At 61.8% G+C, this 18,021-nt stretch carries 20 protein-coding genes; 9 read left to right on the top strand and 11 right to left on the bottom strand.

Annotated elements, in window-relative coordinates; genetic code table 11:
* The first annotated feature begins 4 nt into the window (after window positions 1–4).
* From fdhF to C5P05_RS27460, 3 genes are read left to right on the top strand one after another with little or no spacing between them, the layout of a single operon-like run.
* On the top strand, window positions 5–2,881 hold the full coding sequence (fdhF, locus tag C5P05_RS27470; RefSeq protein WP_114973051.1) for a formate dehydrogenase subunit alpha: 2,877 nt from the start codon (window positions 5–7) through the stop codon (window positions 2,879–2,881).
* A 9-nt stretch (window positions 2,882–2,890) separates the two neighbouring features.
* Complete coding sequence (gene fdhD, locus C5P05_RS27465) at window positions 2,891–3,724, top strand: formate dehydrogenase accessory sulfurtransferase FdhD (RefSeq protein ID WP_114973050.1); 834 nt, start codon at window positions 2,891–2,893, stop codon at window positions 3,722–3,724.
* Window positions 3,721–3,948, top strand: coding sequence for a formate dehydrogenase subunit delta (locus tag C5P05_RS27460; RefSeq protein ID WP_114973049.1), 228 nt, complete (start codon window positions 3,721–3,723; stop codon window positions 3,946–3,948). Before fdhD ends, C5P05_RS27460 begins: the two co-directional genes overlap by 4 nt.
* Here the strand turns inward: C5P05_RS27460 and C5P05_RS27455 are convergent.
* The 3 genes from C5P05_RS27455 to C5P05_RS27445 are packed head-to-tail and all read right to left on the bottom strand — an operon-like array spanning window position 3,945 to window position 5,599.
* Window positions 3,945–4,367, bottom strand: coding sequence for a type II toxin-antitoxin system VapC family toxin (locus tag C5P05_RS27455; RefSeq protein WP_114973048.1), 423 nt, complete (start codon window positions 4,365–4,367; stop codon window positions 3,945–3,947). The two genes, C5P05_RS27460 and C5P05_RS27455, sit on opposite strands and share 4 nt — an antisense overlap.
* Window positions 4,364–4,597 (bottom strand): FitA-like ribbon-helix-helix domain-containing protein, encoded by a 234-nt coding sequence (locus C5P05_RS27450; RefSeq protein ID WP_114973047.1) that lies wholly within the window; start codon window positions 4,595–4,597, stop codon window positions 4,364–4,366. Before C5P05_RS27450 ends, C5P05_RS27455 begins: the two co-directional genes overlap by 4 nt.
* 33 nt (window positions 4,598–4,630) lie before the next feature.
* Window positions 4,631–5,599: a LysR family transcriptional regulator gene (locus C5P05_RS27445; protein ID WP_114973046.1), complete on the bottom strand. Its 969-nt coding sequence runs from the start codon at window positions 5,597–5,599 to the stop codon at window positions 4,631–4,633.
* 141 nt (window positions 5,600–5,740) lie between these two features.
* On the opposite strand from C5P05_RS27445, the gene C5P05_RS27440 reads away from it, so the two are divergent.
* Window positions 5,741–7,228, top strand: coding sequence for an MFS transporter (locus C5P05_RS27440; RefSeq protein ID WP_114973045.1), 1,488 nt, complete (start codon window positions 5,741–5,743; stop codon window positions 7,226–7,228).
* Here the strand turns inward: C5P05_RS27440 and C5P05_RS27435 are convergent.
* Window positions 7,215–8,330, bottom strand: a complete 1,116-nt coding sequence (locus C5P05_RS27435) for a substrate-binding domain-containing protein (protein ID WP_114973044.1) — start codon at window positions 8,328–8,330, stop codon at window positions 7,215–7,217. The genes C5P05_RS27440 and C5P05_RS27435 overlap by 14 nt on opposite strands.
* A 50-nt stretch (window positions 8,331–8,380) precedes the next feature.
* Between C5P05_RS27435 and C5P05_RS27430 the strand changes: the two genes are divergently transcribed.
* Genes C5P05_RS27430 through C5P05_RS27420 form a run of 3 tightly spaced genes read left to right on the top strand, consistent with a single transcriptional unit; the run spans window position 8,381 to window position 10,709 of the window.
* Entirely contained in the window at window positions 8,381–9,169 is a 789-nt protein-coding gene (locus tag C5P05_RS27430) for an ABC transporter permease (protein WP_114973043.1), read from the top strand.
* Window positions 9,166–9,885: a phosphate ABC transporter ATP-binding protein gene (locus C5P05_RS27425; protein WP_114973042.1), complete on the top strand. Its 720-nt coding sequence runs from the start codon at window positions 9,166–9,168 to the stop codon at window positions 9,883–9,885. Before C5P05_RS27430 ends, C5P05_RS27425 begins: the two co-directional genes overlap by 4 nt.
* The gene (locus C5P05_RS27420) at window positions 9,882–10,709 is read left to right on the top strand and encodes a substrate-binding domain-containing protein (protein WP_114973041.1); all 828 of its coding nucleotides are present in this window, start codon (window positions 9,882–9,884) and stop codon (window positions 10,707–10,709) included. The genes C5P05_RS27425 and C5P05_RS27420 overlap by 4 nt, the downstream gene beginning before the upstream one ends.
* 41 nt (window positions 10,710–10,750) lie before the next feature.
* On the opposite strand, the gene C5P05_RS27415 is transcribed toward C5P05_RS27420, so the two are convergent.
* On the bottom strand, window positions 10,751–12,148 hold the full coding sequence (locus C5P05_RS27415; protein WP_114973040.1) for a PLP-dependent aminotransferase family protein: 1,398 nt from the start codon (window positions 12,146–12,148) through the stop codon (window positions 10,751–10,753).
* Between the two features lie 200 nt (window positions 12,149–12,348).
* Here C5P05_RS27415 and C5P05_RS35345 point away from each other — a divergent pair, with 200 nt between their 5' ends.
* Entirely contained in the window at window positions 12,349–12,774 is a 426-nt protein-coding gene (locus tag C5P05_RS35345; protein WP_114973039.1) for a DUF2917 domain-containing protein, read from the top strand.
* Between the two features lie 52 nt (window positions 12,775–12,826).
* Here C5P05_RS35345 and C5P05_RS27405 read toward each other — a convergent pair whose 3' ends face one another.
* The 6 genes from C5P05_RS27405 to C5P05_RS27380 form a co-directional block, all read right to left on the bottom strand.
* Entirely contained in the window at window positions 12,827–13,387 is a 561-nt protein-coding gene (locus C5P05_RS27405; RefSeq protein ID WP_114973038.1) for a cytochrome b, read from the bottom strand.
* 184 nt (window positions 13,388–13,571) lie between these two features.
* Window positions 13,572–13,955, bottom strand: coding sequence for a hypothetical protein (locus C5P05_RS27400; protein ID WP_114973037.1), 384 nt, complete (start codon window positions 13,953–13,955; stop codon window positions 13,572–13,574).
* Window positions 13,956–13,966: 11 nt separating this feature from the next.
* Entirely contained in the window at window positions 13,967–15,058 is a 1,092-nt protein-coding gene (gene modC, locus C5P05_RS27395) for a molybdenum ABC transporter ATP-binding protein (RefSeq protein ID WP_114973036.1), read from the bottom strand.
* Window positions 15,055–15,732 carry a molybdate ABC transporter permease subunit gene (gene modB, locus C5P05_RS27390; RefSeq protein WP_420130782.1) on the bottom strand — a complete coding sequence of 226 codons (678 nt, stop codon included), beginning with the start codon at window positions 15,730–15,732 and terminating at the stop codon, window positions 15,055–15,057. Before modB ends, modC begins: the two co-directional genes overlap by 4 nt.
* Before the next feature lie 57 nt (window positions 15,733–15,789).
* On the bottom strand, window positions 15,790–16,533 hold the full coding sequence (gene modA / locus C5P05_RS27385) for a molybdate ABC transporter substrate-binding protein (RefSeq protein WP_114973034.1): 744 nt from the start codon (window positions 16,531–16,533) through the stop codon (window positions 15,790–15,792).
* A gap of 36 nt (window positions 16,534–16,569) precedes the next feature.
* Window positions 16,570–17,388, bottom strand: a complete 819-nt coding sequence (locus C5P05_RS27380) for a TOBE domain-containing protein (RefSeq protein WP_114973033.1) — start codon at window positions 17,386–17,388, stop codon at window positions 16,570–16,572.
* Between the two features lie 197 nt (window positions 17,389–17,585).
* Between C5P05_RS27380 and C5P05_RS27375 the strand changes: the two genes are divergently transcribed.
* On the top strand, window positions 17,586–18,011 hold the full coding sequence (locus tag C5P05_RS27375; protein ID WP_114973032.1) for a TOBE domain-containing protein: 426 nt from the start codon (window positions 17,586–17,588) through the stop codon (window positions 18,009–18,011).
* Window positions 18,012–18,021 lie beyond the last annotated feature (10 nt).

Genomic DNA, 18,021 nt, shown 5'->3' with positions numbered 1-18,021 from the left:
TCCCATGCTTGAACACCTCAAGGAAATAGACTATGGCACGCCGCGTCGCGTGTCGGCACAAGAAGTCACGCTGGAAATTGACGGCGAAATGGTCACCGTCGCGGCTGGCACCTCGCTGATGCGGGCGGCCGTCGATGCGGGCATCAAGGTCCCCAAGCTCTGCGCCACCGACAGCCTGGAGCCCTTCGGTTCCTGTCGTTTGTGTCTGGTCGAAATTGAAGGCCGCAAAGGCTTTCCGGCTTCGTGCACCACGCCGGCTGAGAATGGCATGAAGGTGCGCACCCAGACGCCCAAGTTGCAGGACTTGCGCAAGGGCGTGATGGAACTGTACATCTCCGACCACCCGCTGGACTGCCTGACCTGTTCGGCCAACGGCAACTGCGAGCTGCAGGACATGGCCGGTGTCACCGGCCTGCGCGAAGTGCGTTACGGCCTCGACGGGGCCAACCACCTCAAGAGCAAGAAGGATGAATCCAACCCTTACTTCACCTATGACGCCTCCAAGTGCATCGTGTGCAACCGCTGCGTGCGCGCCTGTGAAGAAACGCAGGGCACGTTTGCGCTCTCGATCAGCGGACGCGGTTTCGAGTCCCGCGTGTCGCCGGGGCAAGACCAGCCCTTCATGGACTCCGAATGCGTGAGTTGCGGCGCCTGTGTCGAAGCCTGCCCGACCGCCACCTTGCAGGAAAAAACCGTCATCCTGCTGGGCCAGCCCGAGCACAGCAAGATCACCACCTGTGCTTATTGCGGCGTTGGTTGCGCCTTCAAGGCCGAGATGAAGGGCAACGAGGTCGTGCGCATGGTGCCGTGGAAAGACGGCAAGGCCAACGAAGGCCATGCCTGTATCAAGGGCCGCTTCGCCTGGGGCTACGCGACCCACAAGGACCGCATGACCGAGCCCATGATCCGCAAGAGCATCACGGACCCGTGGCAGGTCGTGAGCTGGGACGAAGCCATCAACTACGCCGCCAGCGAATTCCGGCGCATCCAGGCCAAGCATGGCAAGGATTCGATCGGCGGCATCACCTCCTCGCGCTGCACCAACGAAGAAACCTACCTGGTGCAAAAGCTGGTGCGCGCCGCCTTTGGCAACAACAACGTGGACACCTGCGCTCGCGTATGCCATTCGCCAACCGGCTACGGTCTGGGCCAGACCTTTGGCACGTCCGCTGGTACCCAAACCTTCAAGTCGGTGGAAAAAGCCGATGTGATCCTGGTCATTGGCGCCAACCCCTCGGCTGCGCACCCGGTGTTTGCCTCGCGCATGAAAAAGCGCCTGCGCGAGGGCGCGCGCCTGATCGTGATCGACCCGCGCCAGATCGACCTGGTGGATGCGCCGCACATCAAGGCCGACTACCACCTGCAACTCAAGCCCGGCACCAATGTGGCGGTGATCACCTCGCTGGCCCATGTGGTGGTGACCGAGGGCTTGCTGGCCGAGGCCTACATTGCCGAGCGCTGCGATGACAAGTCGTTCCAGCAATGGCGCGAGTTTGTGGCGCGGCCCGAGAACTCGCCGGAAGCTTTTGAAGAGGTCACCGGCGTGCCGGCTGAGAATGCCCGTGCTGCCGCGCGCCTGTACGCCACCGGCGGCAATGCCGCGATCTACTACGGCCTCGGTGTGACCGAGCATGCGCAGGGTTCCACCATGGTCATGGGCATTGCCAATCTGGCCATGGCGACCGGCAATGTGGGTCGCGAAGGCGTGGGCGTGAACCCCTTGCGCGGCCAGAACAATGTACAGGGCGCCTGCGACATGGGCTCGTTCCCGCATGAGTTGCCGGGCTACCGCCATATTTCCGACACCACAGTGCGTACCCAGTTCGAAGCCGCCTGGGGCGTGACACTGAACCCCGAGCCGGGTCTGCGCATTCCCAATATGTTTGACGCGGCCCAGGCCGGCAGCTTCATGGGCTTGTATTGCGAAGGCGAAGACATTGTCCAGTCCGACCCCAACACGCAGCACGTCACCGCGTCACTGATGGCGATGGAATGCATCGTGGTGCAGGACCTGTTTCTGAACGAAACCGCCAAATACGCCCATGTGTTCTTGCCGGGTTCGTCCTTTCTGGAAAAAGACGGCACCTTCACCAATGCCGAGCGCCGCATCTCGCGTGTGCGCAAGGTCATGCCGGCCAAAGCCGGCCTGGCCGATTGGGAGGTGACCGTCAGATTAGCCAACGCCATGGGCTACCCGATGCACTACGCCCACCCGCGCGACATCATGGCCGAAATCGCTTCGCTCACGCCCAGTTTCCAGGGTGTTACTTACGCCAAGATTGAGAAACATGGCAGCGTGCAATGGCCTTGCAACGAGGACACGGACGAGCTGGGCACGGAGATCATGCACGTCGACAAGTTCGTGCGCGGCAAGGGCCGCTTCATCATCACGCAATACGTGGCCACCGATGAAAAAGTGACGCGCAAATTCCCCCTGATCTTGACCACCGGGCGCATCCTCTCGCAGTACAACGTGGGTGCGCAAACCCGGCGCACCGAGAACAGCCAGTGGCACAGCGAGGACCGGCTGGAGATTCATCCGCATGACGCCGAGGAGCGCGGCATCAATCAGGATGACTGGGTCGGCATCGAGAGCCGGGCCGGACAAACCGTGCTGCGCGCCGTGGTCACCGAGCGCATGCAGCCGGGCGTGGTCTACACCACTTTCCACTTCCCTGAATCGGGTGCCAATGTGATCACCACCGACAACTCCGATTGGGCTACCAACTGCCCGGAATACAAGGTGACGGCGGTGCAGGTGATGCCGGTGGCGCAGCCCTCGGAATGGCAAAAGTCTTATTCCCGATTCAACAGCGAGCAGCTGGCCCTGGCACAAGCCGCGTACCAGCCCGAAGCGGCGAACGCAGCCGTGGCCCGATGAAAGGCCACCATGGACATGTCTGAATTGCCACTACCCGCCGCACAAGCCTACCGCACGCTGGAGGTCCGCGGCATTCGCGCTGGCTCGCGGCTCGCGGGGCAGGACTGCGTCGCCGAAGAAGTGCCGGTGGCCCTGGAGTTCAACGGCATCTCGCATGCGGTGATGATGGCAACGCCGGCGGACCTGGAAGACTTTGCCTATGGATTTTCGCTGACGGAAGGTATTGTTGACAGCGCCTCGCAAATCCACGACTGCGAGTGGTCGTCGTCGGTTCAGGGCTACACGGTACAGCTCACGATTGCGGCCTTGTGCTTTGCCCGGCTGAAGGAAAAACGCCGCAATCTGACCGGGCGCACCGGCTGCGGTCTGTGCGGCACCGAGAGCCTGACGCAGGCGGTGCGCCATCCCGCGCCTTTGCAGCTCGCGCAGAGTTTCGACGCCGGTGCCGTGTCCAAAGCGCTGGCCATTATGCGGACGCGCCAGTTGTTGTTGGCGGTGACTGGCGCCACCCATGCCGCCGCCTGGTGCACGGCCGATGGCGACGTCGAACTGATTCGCGAAGACGTGGGGCGACACAATGCGCTGGACAAGCTGGTCGGGGCACTGATCCGGTCGGGCCGGTCCGCGGGCACGGGATTCGTCACCATCACCAGCCGCGCGAGTTATGAGATGGTGCAAAAAACTGCGGCGGTCGGTGTCGGCTTGCTGGCCGCCGTCTCGGGTGTCACCGGCTTGGCGGTGGACGTGGCCCAGAGCGCGGGCCTGACCCTGCTCGGGTTCGCCCGCGGCGACGACGTTTCCATTTACAGCCACCCCGAACGATTCAAACTGGATACGCAATGACGCATGACGACAACCTGATTCGGATGGCCAACCAGATCGGCACTTTTTTTGAAAGCATGCCAGACCGCCAGGAGGCGCTGGAAGGCATTGCCACTCACTTGAAGAAATTTTGGGACCCGCGCATGCGCCAGGCGTTTCTGGCGCAGGTGGATGGCTCAAGTCATCAAGACATCCGTGAGATTGTGCTGGCGGCCGTTCGTGCCCATCGCACCTTGATCGGTTAGACGAAAGTCCAGGGGTCGATGACCTCTACGCCGGTTCCCCGGAAGTCCCGTACGTTGCGTGTGGCAACAGTGAAGCCTTTCGCTCTAGCGATGGCGGCGATGGCGCAATCCGCAAACCCGATGGGGTTGCCTTGGGCCTGCGCACTGGCATAGGTTGGGACAAAGGTTTCGGCGGCCTTGGCATCAAAGTCCAGAACGCGTCGTTCGAACAAGCCAAGGACTTGACTGGAAAGCGCCTGCCCCAAAGCCGCGCGGCGACGGCCCGGCGGGAGCACTTCCACACCCGCCAACAGTTCTGCCAGGTTGATCGTGGTGATGTAAAGCGTTGCGGGCTCTTGCGCGTTGAGCCAATCCAGCACGGCCTGATTGGGTTCGGGCTTGAGCGGCTCCGACACCACGTTCGTGTCAAGAATGATCATTCAAAGCTCGCAGGTTCGATGGGGCGTTGGTCTCGTTGGAACGCCAACTCTAGGCCCCCTACGCTGCGACCAATCGCCGCCAAAGCTGAGCCCAAACCCACTTTGGGCGCGACAGCACCTTCCAGAATGAACCGAATCTCGGCTTCGGTACTGCGCCCGTGCTGTGCTGCGCGCAGTTTGAGGGCTCGGTGCGTGGCATCGGGCAGGTTTCTAACGGTGACGGAAGACATTGATATCACTCCTTATTTTTGCAGTTAATGATATCAATTGTTAACTTTGATGTCAATTTTGAGACGAGAGACATCGGACGCAACATCGGCGCCCTCGACAGGGTTGACGAGATTGCCTTGAGTGGTATCCAGTACGCATCCGCGCAGCCAGCGATGCGCGGTATCGGCGTCCATTCGCGGGTGCCAGAGCATGGAAACCGTGAACTCCGGTGCGGGGACCGGAAGGGGGAAACTGTGCATTGCGGCGCGCAGGTTTCCGGTATGTCGTTCGGGAACCGTGGCAATCAGGTCGGAGGCCTGGGCAAGCGCCAGTGCGCCTGCAAAGCCACCGACGATCGTGACGATCTCCCTCTGCAGCCCCAGTGCATTCAAGGCGTCATCCATCGGCCCCTTGTCCAGACCCCGCCGTGAGACAAGGATGTGCCTACCCGCCGCATAACGGGCGGGCGTGATCTCGCCCTGGCTCAGCGCGTGCCCCATGCGCACGACGCCAATGAAACGGTCCTGGAACAAGGCCCGCGTGCGCACTTCCGGACCCGTCGTGTCACCGACAACGCCCGTATCCAGATCGACGCTTCCGTCACGCAGTGGCGCGCTGTCCTTGTCCAATTTCTGCACGAAGCGCAGCCGCACGCCGGGCGCTTCTGCGCTGACGCGCGCAATGAGGTCTGGTCCGAAGTTCTCCACAAAGCCTTCGCTGGTCCGCAGCGTGAACGTTCGGACCAGCTGTTGGAGCTTGAGTTTCTCGGCCGGCCGCAGAACCGCTTCTGCGTCCTGCACGAGCCGACTGACCTGCTCGCGGAGTTCGAGCGCCCGAGGCGTGGGAACGAGACCGCGTCCGGCCCTCACCAACAGCGGATCGCCCGTGGTCTCACGCAATCGCGCCAGCGCGCGGCTCATCGCCGACGGGCTCAGTCGCAAGCGCTGGGCGGCGCGCGCCACGCTGCCTTCCGCGAGCAGCACATCCAGGGTGACCAGCAAGTTGAGATCGGGTGTAGCCATGCATCGACCATAGCGCAGTTTGATCGTGACATGGCGTCAAACGCACGAATAAAGTGCAAACGCGGCGCCTTCCGCTATGCCCGGCAAAGAACTACGCTTGCCTATCAGCTCCATTTCGGGCGTCGTCAGAGGAAGGAAGTCATGTTGAAGTCAATCATTGCGGGACGGGATGAGGCCGTTGCAGGAAGTGCTGGAAGTGTGAAAGGGTCACCTTTGGTTCGTTGGGCGCTGGTCAGTCTTTCGTTATCCATGCTGCTGTCCTCGCTCGGTACCAGCATCGCCAACGTGGGGCTACCGACCCTGGCGCAGGCATTCAATGCCTCCTTCCAGCAAGTCCAGTGGATCGTCCTCGCTTATCTGCTCGCCATCACCACCCTCATCGTCAGCGTCGGACGGCTCGGTGACCTCATTGGCCGCCGCCGGCTGCTACTGGCCGGCATCCTCCTGTTCACGGTGGCCTCGATCCTGTGCGGCGCTGCGCCCACGCTTTGGCTACTGATTGCCGCCCGGGCGGCGCAGGGCTTGGGCGCGGCCATCATGATGGCCCTCACCATGGCTTTTGTCGGTGAGATAGTGCCGAAGGCCAAGACCGGTAGCGCCATGGGACTGCTAGCAACCATGTCCGCGATGGGCACCGCGCTGGGTCCATCGCTTGGCGGCGTTCTGATCGCTGGACTCGGTTGGCGGGCCATCTTCCTCGTCAACATACCGCTGGGACTTCTGGCTTTTTTTCTCGCGCGTCGGTTCCTGCCGGTTGATCGCCAGGGGCCGAAGACCGATAGTGCCAGCTTCGACAAAGTGGGCACGCTGCTGCTGGCTCTGACGCTCGCGGCTTATGCACTCGCCATGACGCTAGGGAGCGGCAGTTTCGGTCCGCTCAACCTGGCGCTGCTGTTGGCTGCGGCCTTCGGTGTCGGCCTCTTCGTGCTCGCCGAGTCGAGAGCCGCATCGCCTTTGATCCGATTGGCGATGTTCCGTGATCCAGGCTTGCGTGCGAGCCTCGCCATGAGCGCGCTCGTCTCGACGGTGATGATGGCGACGCTGGTGGTCGGGCCGTTCTATCTGTCGCGTGCGCTCGGACTCGATGCGGCCAGGGTTGGACTGGTCTTGTCGGTCGGTCCGCTGGCCGCCGCGCTGACCGGTGTGCCGGCCGGTCGCCTGGCGGACCGTTTTGGCGCACAACGCATGACGCTTGTTGGGCTCATCGGCATGGCGGCGGGTTGCTTCATTCTGTCCATGCTGCCGGCAACGCTTGGCATCCCCGGCTACATCGCTCCCATCGTTGTCATCACCGTCGGCTATGCGCTGTTCATGACGGCCAACAACACCGCCGTCATGACGGATATCCGTCCGGACCAGCGGGGTGTCATTTCCGGGCTGCTCAGCCTGTCGCGCAATCTCGGACTCATCACCGGAGCATCCGCGATGGGCGCGGTGTTCGCGCTCGCATCGGCGACGCTCGACATCACCACGGCGCGTCCCGAGGCTGTTGCCAGCGGTATGCGGATCACGTTCGCCGTCGCGGCGATGCTGATCGTCCTCGCACTCGCCATCGCGCTTGGAACTTACCGCCGCATAGGGCGCCATCGGGCACTTGCTCTGGACGCAGACTTGCTCAAGAGGGAATGAGATGGACTTTTTGTTGGCGGTAATCCCACCACGGCAAGACCCGGCGCATGGACAGCACTTCGCCGCTCTGGAGCGCGGTGTAACCTGGAATGCCCGCCACCGCCTCCTGCCAGGCCGGTGTTTGCAGCTGTTGCAGCAGCGCCTGAATGCCGGGCTGCGCCAGCGCTGACTTGAGGCAAACGAGGTGATAGCGCTCGTGGGCCAGGGGCACAAAATCCAGCCCCGCCTGTTGCGCTGCCGCCGCAATGCCCAGCCCAGCGTCCGCCTGACCGGCCGCCACCGCATGGGCCACGGCGGCGTGCGAGGGTTCAGTGTGCGCATAGCCCGAGATGTCGCTTGGGAGCAGCCCGGCCTGGGTGAGTAATTCATCCAGCACCACGCGCGTGCCGGTGCCCAAGGCCCGATTGGCAAAGCGGGCGTGGCGCGTGGCAAGGTCCTGCAGGCTGCTTAAGCCAAGCGGATTGCCCCGGGCCACCATCAGGCCCTGCGTGCGCTGGGCAAAACCGATGATCTTGTGCAGGCCGGGCTGCAGCAGGGGCTTGTAGGTGCGCTCCGTCAGCGTGTGGCGGCCCGTGTTTTGCAAGGTGTGAAAACCGGCCATTACGCAGCGGCCTTCATTCAGGGCGCGAATGGCGTCCACGCTGCCGGTGAATCGAATGTCAAGGTGCAGTTGGCCTTGCCCTTCGGTCAATACATGTTCGCGCAGGGCGCTCAGCGCATCGTCATGGCTGGCGTACAGCGTCACCACATGCGTGGTGTCGTCAAAGGCCACTGCAAAGCTGCGTTCCAACTCCGCGCGCAGGGCTTCGATCTGCGGCGCCAGCCGCGCCTGCGCCTGCCGCTCGGCCCACATCAGCTTGGCGCCAAATTCGGTCAGGCGCGCCGACTGGCCTTTTTCCCACACCACCAGTTCATGACCGAGTTCTTTTTCCCAGCGCTTGAGTTCGCCCCAGACGTGGCGGTACGACAGGCCCAGCGCCCGCGCACCTGCGGAGATCGAGCCCTGCGTGCTGACGGCCTGCAGCAAATCAATCAGCGGGTTGCGCACCAGCGCCGGGCTGCTGTCACGCGAGAGGGTGTAGTGGAGTTGGAGCCTATGCACAGCAGTTCATATCGTAAGAAATTGTGTCGGTGGCTACGATAACCCACCTTATGGCCTCTCTTACCGACAGCTCCCTCACCGCGCTGCAACTGATTGCAGGCTTTGATCCTGGCTTGCTGGCGATTGTGGGCCGTTCCCTGTCGGTCAGCGCCACGGCTTGCGCGCTGGCCTGTGCGCTGGGGCTGGTGTTGGGCGCCTGGTTGGGGGTGGCGCGTTTTGCCGGACGCGGCGCGGTGCTGACCTTGCTCAACACCTTTCTGGCGATCCCCTCGGTGGTGGTGGGGCTGCTGATTTATTTGCTGCTGTCGCGTTCGGGGCCTCTGGGTTATTTGGGCTGGCTTTTCAGTTTCAAGGCGATGGTGTTGGCGCAGGCCGTGCTGGTGCTGCCGGTGGTCACGGCCCTGACCCGCCAGGCGGTGGAGGATGCGGAAGACATTCATGGCGAGCAGTTGCGCTCGCTGGGCGCGCGATCCTTGATGCGCAGTCTGCTGCTGGCCTGGGACGAGCGCTACGCGCTGCTGACGGTGATGATTGCCTCGTTTGGTCGGGCGGTGTCGGAAGTGGGCGCGGTGATGATCGTGGGTGGCAATATTGACGGCTTCACCCGCGTCATGACCACGGCCATTGCGCTGGAGACCAGCAGGGGCGATTTGCCGCTGGCCCTGGGGCTGGGCCTGATCCTGCTGAGCGTGGTGCTCTTGCTCAATGTGCTGATTGCCCTGCTGCGGCGCTGGCGCGAGCGCTCCGAGTTGGGCGGAGGCAGCCGCGAATGGCACGACGAAGGGCAGCACGACAGGGTTGACAAAAGTCCGGCACGCGCCGTGGAGGTCTCGTCATGAAGCCGGTGTTTCGGCTGTCCTCAGCGAGCCTGCATTTTGGACGTCCGGCCACCGCCGTGCGCGCCCTCTCGGAGGTCACGCTGACCATCCAGCCCGGCGAGCGCGTCGCCCTGGTGGGCGCCAATGGCTGCGGCAAGAGCACGCTCTTGCGCCTGCTGCACGGCCTGGCCACGCCAACGGCCGGTCAGGTCGCGCTGGATTCCGAGGCGCGCCAGGCCATGTTGTTTCAGCGGCCGCATCTGCTGCGCATGTCGGTGCAGAGCAATATCGCGCTCGGGCTGTGGCTGCGCGGCACGCGCTGGGGCGAGGCCAAAGTGCTGGCTTTGGCAGCCTTGGAGCGGGTGGGCCTGGTGGAGCTGGCCCAGCGCAACGGCCGCAAGCTGTCCGGTGGCCAGCAGCAGCGCGTGGCGCTGGCGCGGGCCTGGGCGCTGGGTGCCCAGGTGCTGCTGCTGGACGAACCCACCGCCAGCCTGGACCCGCACGCCAAGCGCGAAGTTGAAGCGCTGATTGAAGAGTTCGCCCAGCAACCCGCGGCGATGACGCTGGTGTTCGCCAGTCACAACCTGGGTCAGGTCAAGCGCCTGGCCAGCCGGGTGATTTACCTGGAGCAGGGGCGCGTGCTGGCCGACTTGCCGGTGCATGAATTTTTCAGCGGGCCGCTGCTGCAACTGCAATACCCGGCAGCCCATTTGTTTGTCAAAGGAGAACTGGTTTGAAGAAATTTATATGTTTTAGGCCTCTAGCCCTCGTTCAGTATGCGCAAGCAGCTATTATTTTAATAGCATCCGTCAGTGCGCACGCGCAGTCCATCGTGGTGGCCTCCACCACCTCCACTGAGCAGTCGGGCCTGTTTGCCCATTTGCTGCCTGAGTTCAAAAAAGCCAGCGGCATTGACGTGAAAGTGGTGGCGCTGGGCACCGGCCAGGCGCTGGACATGGGCCGCCGCGGTGACGCCGACGTGCTGTTTGTACATGACCAGGTGGCGGAGGAAAAAATCGTCGCCGACGGTTTTGCCGTCAAGCGTTATCCCGTGATGTACAACGACTTTGTGTTGATTGGCCCTGCCGCCGACCCGGCCAAGACCCGGGGTAAAGACATCGTGGAAGCGCTCAAGAAGCTGTCGGTAGCCGGCGCGCCGTTCATCTCGCGTGGCGACAAGAGCGGCACGCACGCGGCCGAGTTGCGTTTCTGGAAACTCGCCGGTCTGCCCGACAACAAGGGCAGTGGCTACAAGGAATGCGGCTGCGGCATGGGCCCGGCGCTCAACATCGCGTCCAGCAGCGGCGCCTATGTGCTGGCGGACCGCGGCACCTGGCTGAGTTTCAAGAACCGGGGCGATTTGGCGGTGCTGGTTGAGGGCGACACCCGGCTTTTCAACCAGTACGGCGTGATGCTGGTCAACCCGGCCAAACACCCGCACGTCAAGGCGGCGGACGGCCAGAAGTTTGTCGACTGGGTGGTGTCAGCGCCGGGGCAGGCGGTGATTGCCAGTTACAAGATTGCGGGCGAGCAGCTGTTCTTTTCGAATGCCGGCCAGTAACGACAGATAGTAAAGAACGCTCAAGCGAGGGTTGCAAGCCATCAACAGTCCGAGCCACGCTGGCGTAATTTCACCAGCGTCTTGTCGAGCCATATGAGCATCTCGGGGTTCTGGCTGGTGGCAATATTCATGCGCAACCAGGTGCTTGGCGTTTGCATCGGCGAGAAAAGCGCGCCAGGGGCCAGCAAGTAACCCGCCTCCAATGCCAGGGCGGCCAGTTGGATGGTGTCCACGCCGGCATCAAACCAACCTTGATAACCGGCTTGTGGTCGACAAAAGGCCTTCATACCCAGCGATTCCATGCGTTTGAATACAGGTTCGCGCAACTCGTCAAGTGCTGACTGAACGCGCTGGCAATGCTTGCGGTAGCTGCCTTCGGTCAGTGCGCGGTAAACAATGCGCTCATTGATTTCAGGCGTTGCAAGAGAAGTGAGCAATTTTTGATTGCCCAGGGATTCGGCAATGTCGGCCGTGGTGGCCAGAAAACCGACGCGGATATTGGGCACCAGCATCTTGGAAAAACTGCCTAGGTAAATGACCCGCTTCAGCTGGTCAAGACTGGCCAGACGGGCGGCCGGAACACCAGCGGGCAAAAAATCGGCATAGATATCGTCTTCAACAATAATCATGTCATGCGCTTCGGCAATGCGCAAAATTTGATAAGCCGCAGCACTGCTCAGCACCGTACTGGTCGGGTTGTGCAGCACCGTATTGAGGATCAGCATTTTGGGCTTGCAAGTTGCAGCAAGATCGGCCAAGGCCTGCACATCGGGCCCCTGCTGTGTGTAGGGCAGGCTAATCAGGTTGATCCCCATCATCGAGAGCGTGCCCAGTTGCGCCGACCACGCCGGGTTGCCCACAATCACACTGTCGCCGGGGCGCAGATATTTGCGCACAATGAGATCAATGGCTTGCGTGGCGCCGGAGGTGGTGAGAACTTGCGCTGGGGTGGCCGCGATTTCAATCTCTGCCAGTTTGCGCGTGATTTGCTCACGCAACGGCGCGTAGCCTTGCGCGAGTGCGGCATGGGAGAGCTGCATGCCGGACGTGGCGGCGACCGAGCGCAAGCCGGCCTTGATCAAATCGCCCCCGCAAAGGGCGGGGGGCAGATAGCCAAAACCGGGCGACATATCGGCGGGGATGCCACTTTGCATATTTCGGATCAACCAGCCCATGTCGATGGTTTGAGTGCGCACCGTTGCCGTCCTGGCCCTCTTCGCCGGACTGGCCGTGGGTTCGCGCACAAAAAAACCGGAACCGCGTCGCGCCTGCAAGTGCCCACGCACAACCAATCGTTCATAGGCCTCCACCACTGTAGAGCGTGACACACCGCGATCGGTCGCCAATTGCCGTACGGAAGGCATGCGCATGCCAGGGCGAAATACCTGCTCTTGAATGCGGTGTTCGGCCCAGTGAACGAGTTGTTCAACCAAGGTCATTTGGCTGCCAAGGGTAACGCTGCGGTCAAGTAAAGCCTGAGGGTTATTTTGCAGGTCCGGGGATGTAGATGGCGTCATAAATCAGGAATTGTATTGGTCATTTAATCAGGCCAGTTTCACTAACTATCTGACTAACTGTACCCTAACTGTATTGGTTAAGCGCCTACATTGCTTGCACGGAAGCAAACAAGGAGTCACCCATGCACCAGATCGAAAACCATGAATTGAGAACACCCGGCGTGTTTGCCTTTCAGCTGCAGGCCTGCAGTGAAATTCGTGTGGTGACCGGGCGCCTGTGGCTTACCTTGGAGGGGTTTCCAGAGGACGTCTGGTTACAAGCCGGCGAGGCCTGGACCTTGCCTGCAAACGGCAGGCTCTGGCTAAGTGCTGAACCTGTCGGAGACTTTCGGATTGTCCGTTTCACAGCAGCGCGACAGTCAAGGCATGATTCTTCATGCCGGACCCCGTTCCTGGTCATCGTAGAAGCGCTCAAGAAGCTGGCGGTTTCCGGCACCGCGTTTTTCTCGCGCGGTGACAAGAGCGGCCCGCACGCAGCGGAGTTGCGCCTTTGGGAACTGGCCGGTTTGCCCGACAGCAAAGGCAGTGACTGCAAGGAGTGCGGGTGAGCAGCTGTTTTTCCCCAACGCTGGCCAGTAGGGCAGCTGCCGCACTTTCACTTCACGAGGTCAGTTTTCTGGACCCCGGCCACATGCTGCGCAAGGTGTTGTCGCGCTGGATGTAGTGATGGACCAAGGCCGCTGCCGCGTGGGCGCCGATCAGGAAATAACCGGCAGTCCCCACGAATTCATGGATTTCCTTGAGCTGACCCGCCAAAGGCTTGTCTGGCCCGATCAGTGCGGGCAGTTCCAGGCCGAAAAATGGAATGGGTTTGCCGGCCGCGCTCAGCATGAGCCAGCCCAGCAGCGGCATGCCAATCATGATGACGTACAACACCAGGTGGGCCAGTTTGCCCGCGATCGCTTGCCAGGAGGGTGGGGCGGGTTGCAGGCGGGGCGCGGGGTAGATCGCGCGCATGGCGATGCGCAGCCAAACCAGCGCAAACATGAGAAGACCCAGCATGAAGTGCAGGCTTTTCAGGGACTCGCGGGGCACGCTGCCCTTGTCAAACAGTTCGCGCAACTCAATGCTGCCGTACACACCGATGAACAAGGCCAGCATCAGCCAGTGCAGAGAAATGGAGGCCAGGTGATATCGATCTATCGTTTTTTTGAAATTCATAAGCTAACTCCTGATGTTGAAGAAGCCGGAATCTTAAAAAAGCTTGCTTAAGGCGGGCTTAATGTTCGGTCATTTCAGGCGATTTGCTTACTTTTGGTCACCGTTGTTGCAGCGTTGCGATGTTTTTCGAGGAAATTGCAGCACGCCCGCAATAGCCGGCATTTGTCGGGGAGGGCGAACGGACTCATCGCGGCATGCTCTGCGAAAAGCTGTAGCGACCTCGATTGCCCCGGCAGTCGCCTTCTTTACGGATGACACTCCAGACCAGCCAGCGCTGGTCGCGCAGGCGCCAGGCATGCACTTCCTCGCCGTGGACGATGGCTTCGTAGAACTCCTCGTCATCGTCCGAACGCGGTTCGCCCAGAGTAAAAACGTGTTGGTAGTAACAAGTCTGACCGTGCTGGTCGTAACCCAGGGTGCGCGAGGCCGGCATCTCGTAGTCGTGGTGGATGGTGAATCTGAGCGGCGCAACGGCTTCAGCGCGCCATTCGGCGGGCAGGGCCTGCTGCCAGTCGGGGTTGTGGCTGTCGTGGCGGCGCGCTGTGGCGCCTGGGCACTGGAGATGCATGGTGTTTCCTTTCAGGCGAGCAGGGCGACGGCTTTAATCTGCGCCCAGACCGGCAGGCCGGGCGCGATGCCCAGTTCGCGCCGCGAGCGCTCGGTGATGCGGGCGAGCAGGGGGGTGGTGCCGACGCGCATCTGCACCAGCACATGGCCGGGCGTGTCGGTGGCCACGACGGCGGTGACGGTGGCGTGCAGGATGTTGAGGATGCTGGATGCATGCGGCCGCTCCAACGCCAGGCTGACGTCGCGGGCGTGGATGCGGCAGCGCAGGCGGCTGCCCGTGGTCTCAGGACGGCGGCCGACATGAATACAGCCGTCAGCGAAATCAAGTTGCGAGAGGTTGTCGGGCTCCGGCCCGCGCAGTGTAGTGTCGAGCACCACGCCCGCGTCATCGGCGAAGGCTGGCGGCAAGTCGGCGCGGGCCAGCGTTTCGCTCAAGGGCCCGCTGGCGACTACCCGGCCAGCGTCGAGCAGGACCAGGTGGTCGGCCAGGCGCGCGACTTCATCGGGCGCGTGGCTCACGTAGATGACCGGGATTGACAGCTCGTCGTGCAGGCGCTCCAGGTAGGGCAGGATTTCCTGCTTGCGTTTCAGGTCGAGCGCCGCCAGGGGTTCGTCCAGCAGCAGCAGACGCGGCGCCGTCAGCAGGGCGCGGGCAATGGCCACGCGTTGGCGTTCGCCGCCGGACAGGCTGGCCGGCATGCGTTCCAGCAGGCTGCCGATGCCCAGCAGTTCGGCGACGCTGGCGAGATCGAAACGCTGTTCGGCAGGTGCGTCATGTTTTTTCCCACGCTTCTGCCCAAATTCCATGTTGCGCCGCACCGACAGGTGCGCAAAGAGGCTGGCCTCCTGAAAAACGTAGCCCAGCGCCCTGTGATGGGTTGGAACAAAAACACCATGGGATTCGTCCTGCCAGACTTCGTCACCGAGGGTGAACAAGCCGCCCGGCGCGCGTTCCAGTCCGGCCATTGCGCGCAGGCATGTGGTCTTGCCGGAGCCGGAATGGCCGAAGAGCGCCGTGACGCCGCGGCCGGGTAGCACCAGATCGATATCGAGGCTGAAGTCGCCCCGGTCAAGGCGAAAGCGGGCGTGAATGTCGGTGCTCATGGGGCGACCCTCGCAGCGCGTGGATTGAGGGTGTACAGCGTCAACAAAACGAGGAAGGTGAAGACCACCATGCCGCCAGCCAACCAGTGCGCCTGGGCGTATTCAAGCGCTTCAACGTGGTCGTAAATCTGCACCGAGACGACCCGGGTCTTGTCCGGGATGTTGCCGCCAATCATCAGCACCACACCGAACTCACCGACCGTGTGGGCGAAGCCCAGGATGGCGCCGGATATGAAGCCCGGCCGGGCCAGCGGCACGGCCACCGACCAGAAGGTGTCCCAAGGGCTGGCGCGCAGGGTGGCGGCCACTTCAAGCGGGCGCTCGCCAATGGCCTCGAAGGCGTTCTGCACCGGCTGCACCATGAAGGGCAGGGAGTAAAACACCGAGGCGATAACGAGACCGGGAAAGGTGAAGGGCAACAGGCCCAGCCCAAGCGCTTCGGTCAAGCGCCCGCCCGGTCCATTCGGCCCCAGGGCGATGAGCAGGTAGAAGCCGAGCACGGTCGGCGGCAACACCAGCGGCAAAGCGACGACGGCGCCGATGACACCTTTCAGGCGTGAACGCGTGCGCGCCAGCCACCAGGCGATCGGTGTGCCGATCAGGAGCAGCAGCAGTGTGACCACGCTGGCGAGTTTGAGGGTCAGCCAGATGGCGCCCAGGTCGGCATTGTCCATATCAATCAGGTGTTAAAGCGCGGGGTGTTCGGCTGCAGTGGAGGTTGAGAGTGCGGTTCACAGTTCGTAGCCATAGGACTTGATGATGCTGCGGGCCTTGTCCGTCTTGAGATATTTCACCAGTGCGCTAGCGGCCGGATTGTTGCGTCCCTTGGCGAGCACTACCGCATCCTGGCGGATCGGCGCGTAGAGCTTGGCGGGCACGATCCAAGCCGAGCCGGAGGTGACCTTGCCGTCCTTGAATACCTGCGAAAGCGCGACAAAACCGAGTTCAGCATTGCCGGTGGCGACAAATTGATGGGTCTGGGCAATGTTTTCGCCCTGCACGATCTTGGGTTGGATGCTGTCCAACACGCCGAGCTGTTTCATGACTCCCATGGCCGTAGCGCCGTAAGGGGCCGTCTTTGGATTGGCCAGTGCGAGGTGTTTGAAGTCTCCTTTTTTCAAGACATCGCCTTGATCATCAACGTAGCCCGCCTTCGCCGACCACAGAACCAGCTTGCCGATGGCATAGGTGAAGTGGGTACCCGGCGCCGCCAGCAATTCCTTCTCCAGCTTGACCGGGGTTTCTTCATCGGCCGTGAGCAGAACCTCAAACGGCGCGCCGTTGCTGATCTGGGCGTAAAACTTGCCAGTAGCGCCAAAGGCGAGCAAGGCCTTGTGGCCGGTGTCTTTCTCGAATTCGGCGGCGATCTGCTTCATGGGGGCCGTGAAATTGGCGGCCACGGCGACCTGCACGTCGTCGGCATGGGCGGCCGCAGTGAGGACGAGGGCTGCAAGAAGGGGGGTGAGGTGGCGCATGAAATTTTTCCTGGGGTTACTTGGGTGATTTGGAAATCAGGCGTAAAGACAAAGAATGACGGCCGAAGCTTTGAACACGGCGCAGGCCTGCCCGCCAACGGCGAGACCGAGCTTTTCCACGCTGTCGTGGGTGACCACGGCGCAGACGGTCTTGCCGCCGGGCGTGAGCAAGGTGATTTCGGCGTTGACCGGCCCGTTAAAAATGCGCGTCACCTCGCCCCACAGGTGGTTGCGGGCGGACGTTCGCACATTCGGGTCGGTGAGCAGCAGCACGGACGAGGATTTCACCAGGGCATTCAGTTCCATGCCCATTCGCAGGCCGAGGTTTTCCGCCGACTCCTGCGTGATGATGGCAACCAGTTCATTCTCTGCATCAATGCGCAGCCGCACTTCAAAATCCACATCGCCTTCGCGCAGGCCGATGATGGTGCCGGCAAACTGGTTGCGCGCGCTGGTCTTCATCGACATGCGCTTTAACAGTTGACGAAATTGCTGCAAATCCCCGCTCTGGTCGCTGTTCATGCTCGCCGCCATGCGGTCCAGCGCCGCCTGGTATTCGGATTCCAGCGCCCGATACATCACCACCACCTTGCGTCCGTAGTCGGTCAACAAGGTGCCGCCGCCGTTGCGCCCGCCGGTCGAGCGGATCACCAGGGCATGGTCGGCCAGGTTGTTCATGGCATCGATGGCGTCCCAGGCCGCCTTGTACGACAGGGGAACGGCTTTTGCGGCCTGGGAGATGGAGCCGTGGACATCAATCGCTTCCAGCAGACGGATGCGAGTGTCACCGAGAAAGGTACCGGATTCGGTATCGACCTGAAGCTTGCCGCGCAGGCGATGTAGGTTTTGTTCCATATTTAACGCAATCTTGTAAGGTATATAACGATAGCGACAAAATCTCAATTCAAACCAGGAAGCCTTAAAAACTCGCTTTCTCTATGGTTGTAATCGTACATCGAGGCAACCCAGAGTAAATTTTTTCACAAAAAGCTCTATATTTAAATAGCTATAGCGAGAATTGGGCCAGTTCAAAAAATTTTAAGGAAATCAACATGAAGGTCAGTGCACGCAATGTTTTTACGGGCAAGATCACCAGCCTCACCGATGGCGCGGTGAATGCGGAAGTCGAACTGACCACGGCGGGTGGCGACAGAATAATTGCCATCGTGACTGAGGGCAGCGTCAAGTCCCTCGGCCTCGTAGTTGGCCAGGACGCCATCGCTTATGTCAAGGCGCCCTGGGTCATGGTGCTGACCGGTGACGCCAATGTCCGGTTTTCCGCACGCAACCAATTCGCCGGCAAGGTGACGAGCGTGAGCAAAGGCGCCATCAATGCCGAGGTTGCCATCGAGCTACCCAGTGGCATGGTGGTTTACGCCGTGATCACCCATCAGGCCGTTCTTGAACTGGGTTTGAAGCCCGGTGCGGCGGCCACGGCTTTGATCAAGGCCAGCCAGGTTGTGTTGGGCGTGCGTTGATAACGCGGCG

The sequence above is a fragment of the Rhodoferax ferrireducens genome (assembly GCF_003347515.1).
GTDB lineage: Bacteria > Pseudomonadota > Gammaproteobacteria > Burkholderiales > Burkholderiaceae_C > Rhodoferax.
Note: the sequence above shows the minus strand (reverse complement) of the source record. Positions and strands in the feature narration are given on the sequence as shown.

Bases quoted from the DNA above. Each gene is read 5' to 3' on its own strand.
- C5P05_RS27460 (WP_114973049.1), top strand. From the start codon at position 3,721: ATGACGCATGACGACAACCTGATTCGGATGGCCAACCAGATCGGCACT.
- modA (WP_114973034.1), bottom strand. From the start codon at position 16,533: ATGCGCCACCTCACCCCCCTTCTTGCAGCCCTCGTCCTCACTGCGGCC.
- C5P05_RS35345 (WP_114973039.1), top strand. From the start codon at position 12,349: ATGCACCAGATCGAAAACCATGAATTGAGAACACCCGGCGTGTTTGCC.
- C5P05_RS27455 (WP_114973048.1), bottom strand. From the start codon at position 4,367: ATGATCATTCTTGACACGAACGTGGTGTCGGAGCCGCTCAAGCCCGAA.
- C5P05_RS27440 (WP_114973045.1), top strand. From the start codon at position 5,741: ATGTTGAAGTCAATCATTGCGGGACGGGATGAGGCCGTTGCAGGAAGT.
- C5P05_RS27415 (WP_114973040.1), bottom strand. From the start codon at position 12,148: ATGACCTTGGTTGAACAACTCGTTCACTGGGCCGAACACCGCATTCAA.
- modB (WP_420130782.1), bottom strand. From the start codon at position 15,732: ATGGACAATGCCGACCTGGGCGCCATCTGGCTGACCCTCAAACTCGCC.
- C5P05_RS27380 (WP_114973033.1), bottom strand. From the start codon at position 17,388: ATGGAACAAAACCTACATCGCCTGCGCGGCAAGCTTCAGGTCGATACC.
- C5P05_RS27425 (WP_114973042.1), top strand. From the start codon at position 9,166: ATGAAGCCGGTGTTTCGGCTGTCCTCAGCGAGCCTGCATTTTGGACGT.
- C5P05_RS27430 (WP_114973043.1), top strand. From the start codon at position 8,381: ATGGCCTCTCTTACCGACAGCTCCCTCACCGCGCTGCAACTGATTGCA.
- C5P05_RS27450 (WP_114973047.1), bottom strand. From the start codon at position 4,597: ATGTCTTCCGTCACCGTTAGAAACCTGCCCGATGCCACGCACCGAGCC.
- C5P05_RS27375 (WP_114973032.1), top strand. From the start codon at position 17,586: ATGAAGGTCAGTGCACGCAATGTTTTTACGGGCAAGATCACCAGCCTC.
- fdhF (WP_114973051.1), top strand. From the start codon at position 5: ATGCTTGAACACCTCAAGGAAATAGACTATGGCACGCCGCGTCGCGTG.
- fdhD (WP_114973050.1), top strand. From the start codon at position 2,891: ATGGACATGTCTGAATTGCCACTACCCGCCGCACAAGCCTACCGCACG.
- C5P05_RS27400 (WP_114973037.1), bottom strand. From the start codon at position 13,955: ATGCATCTCCAGTGCCCAGGCGCCACAGCGCGCCGCCACGACAGCCAC.
- C5P05_RS27405 (WP_114973038.1), bottom strand. From the start codon at position 13,387: ATGAATTTCAAAAAAACGATAGATCGATATCACCTGGCCTCCATTTCT.
- C5P05_RS27445 (WP_114973046.1), bottom strand. From the start codon at position 5,599: ATGGCTACACCCGATCTCAACTTGCTGGTCACCCTGGATGTGCTGCTC.
- modC (WP_114973036.1), bottom strand. From the start codon at position 15,058: ATGAGCACCGACATTCACGCCCGCTTTCGCCTTGACCGGGGCGACTTC.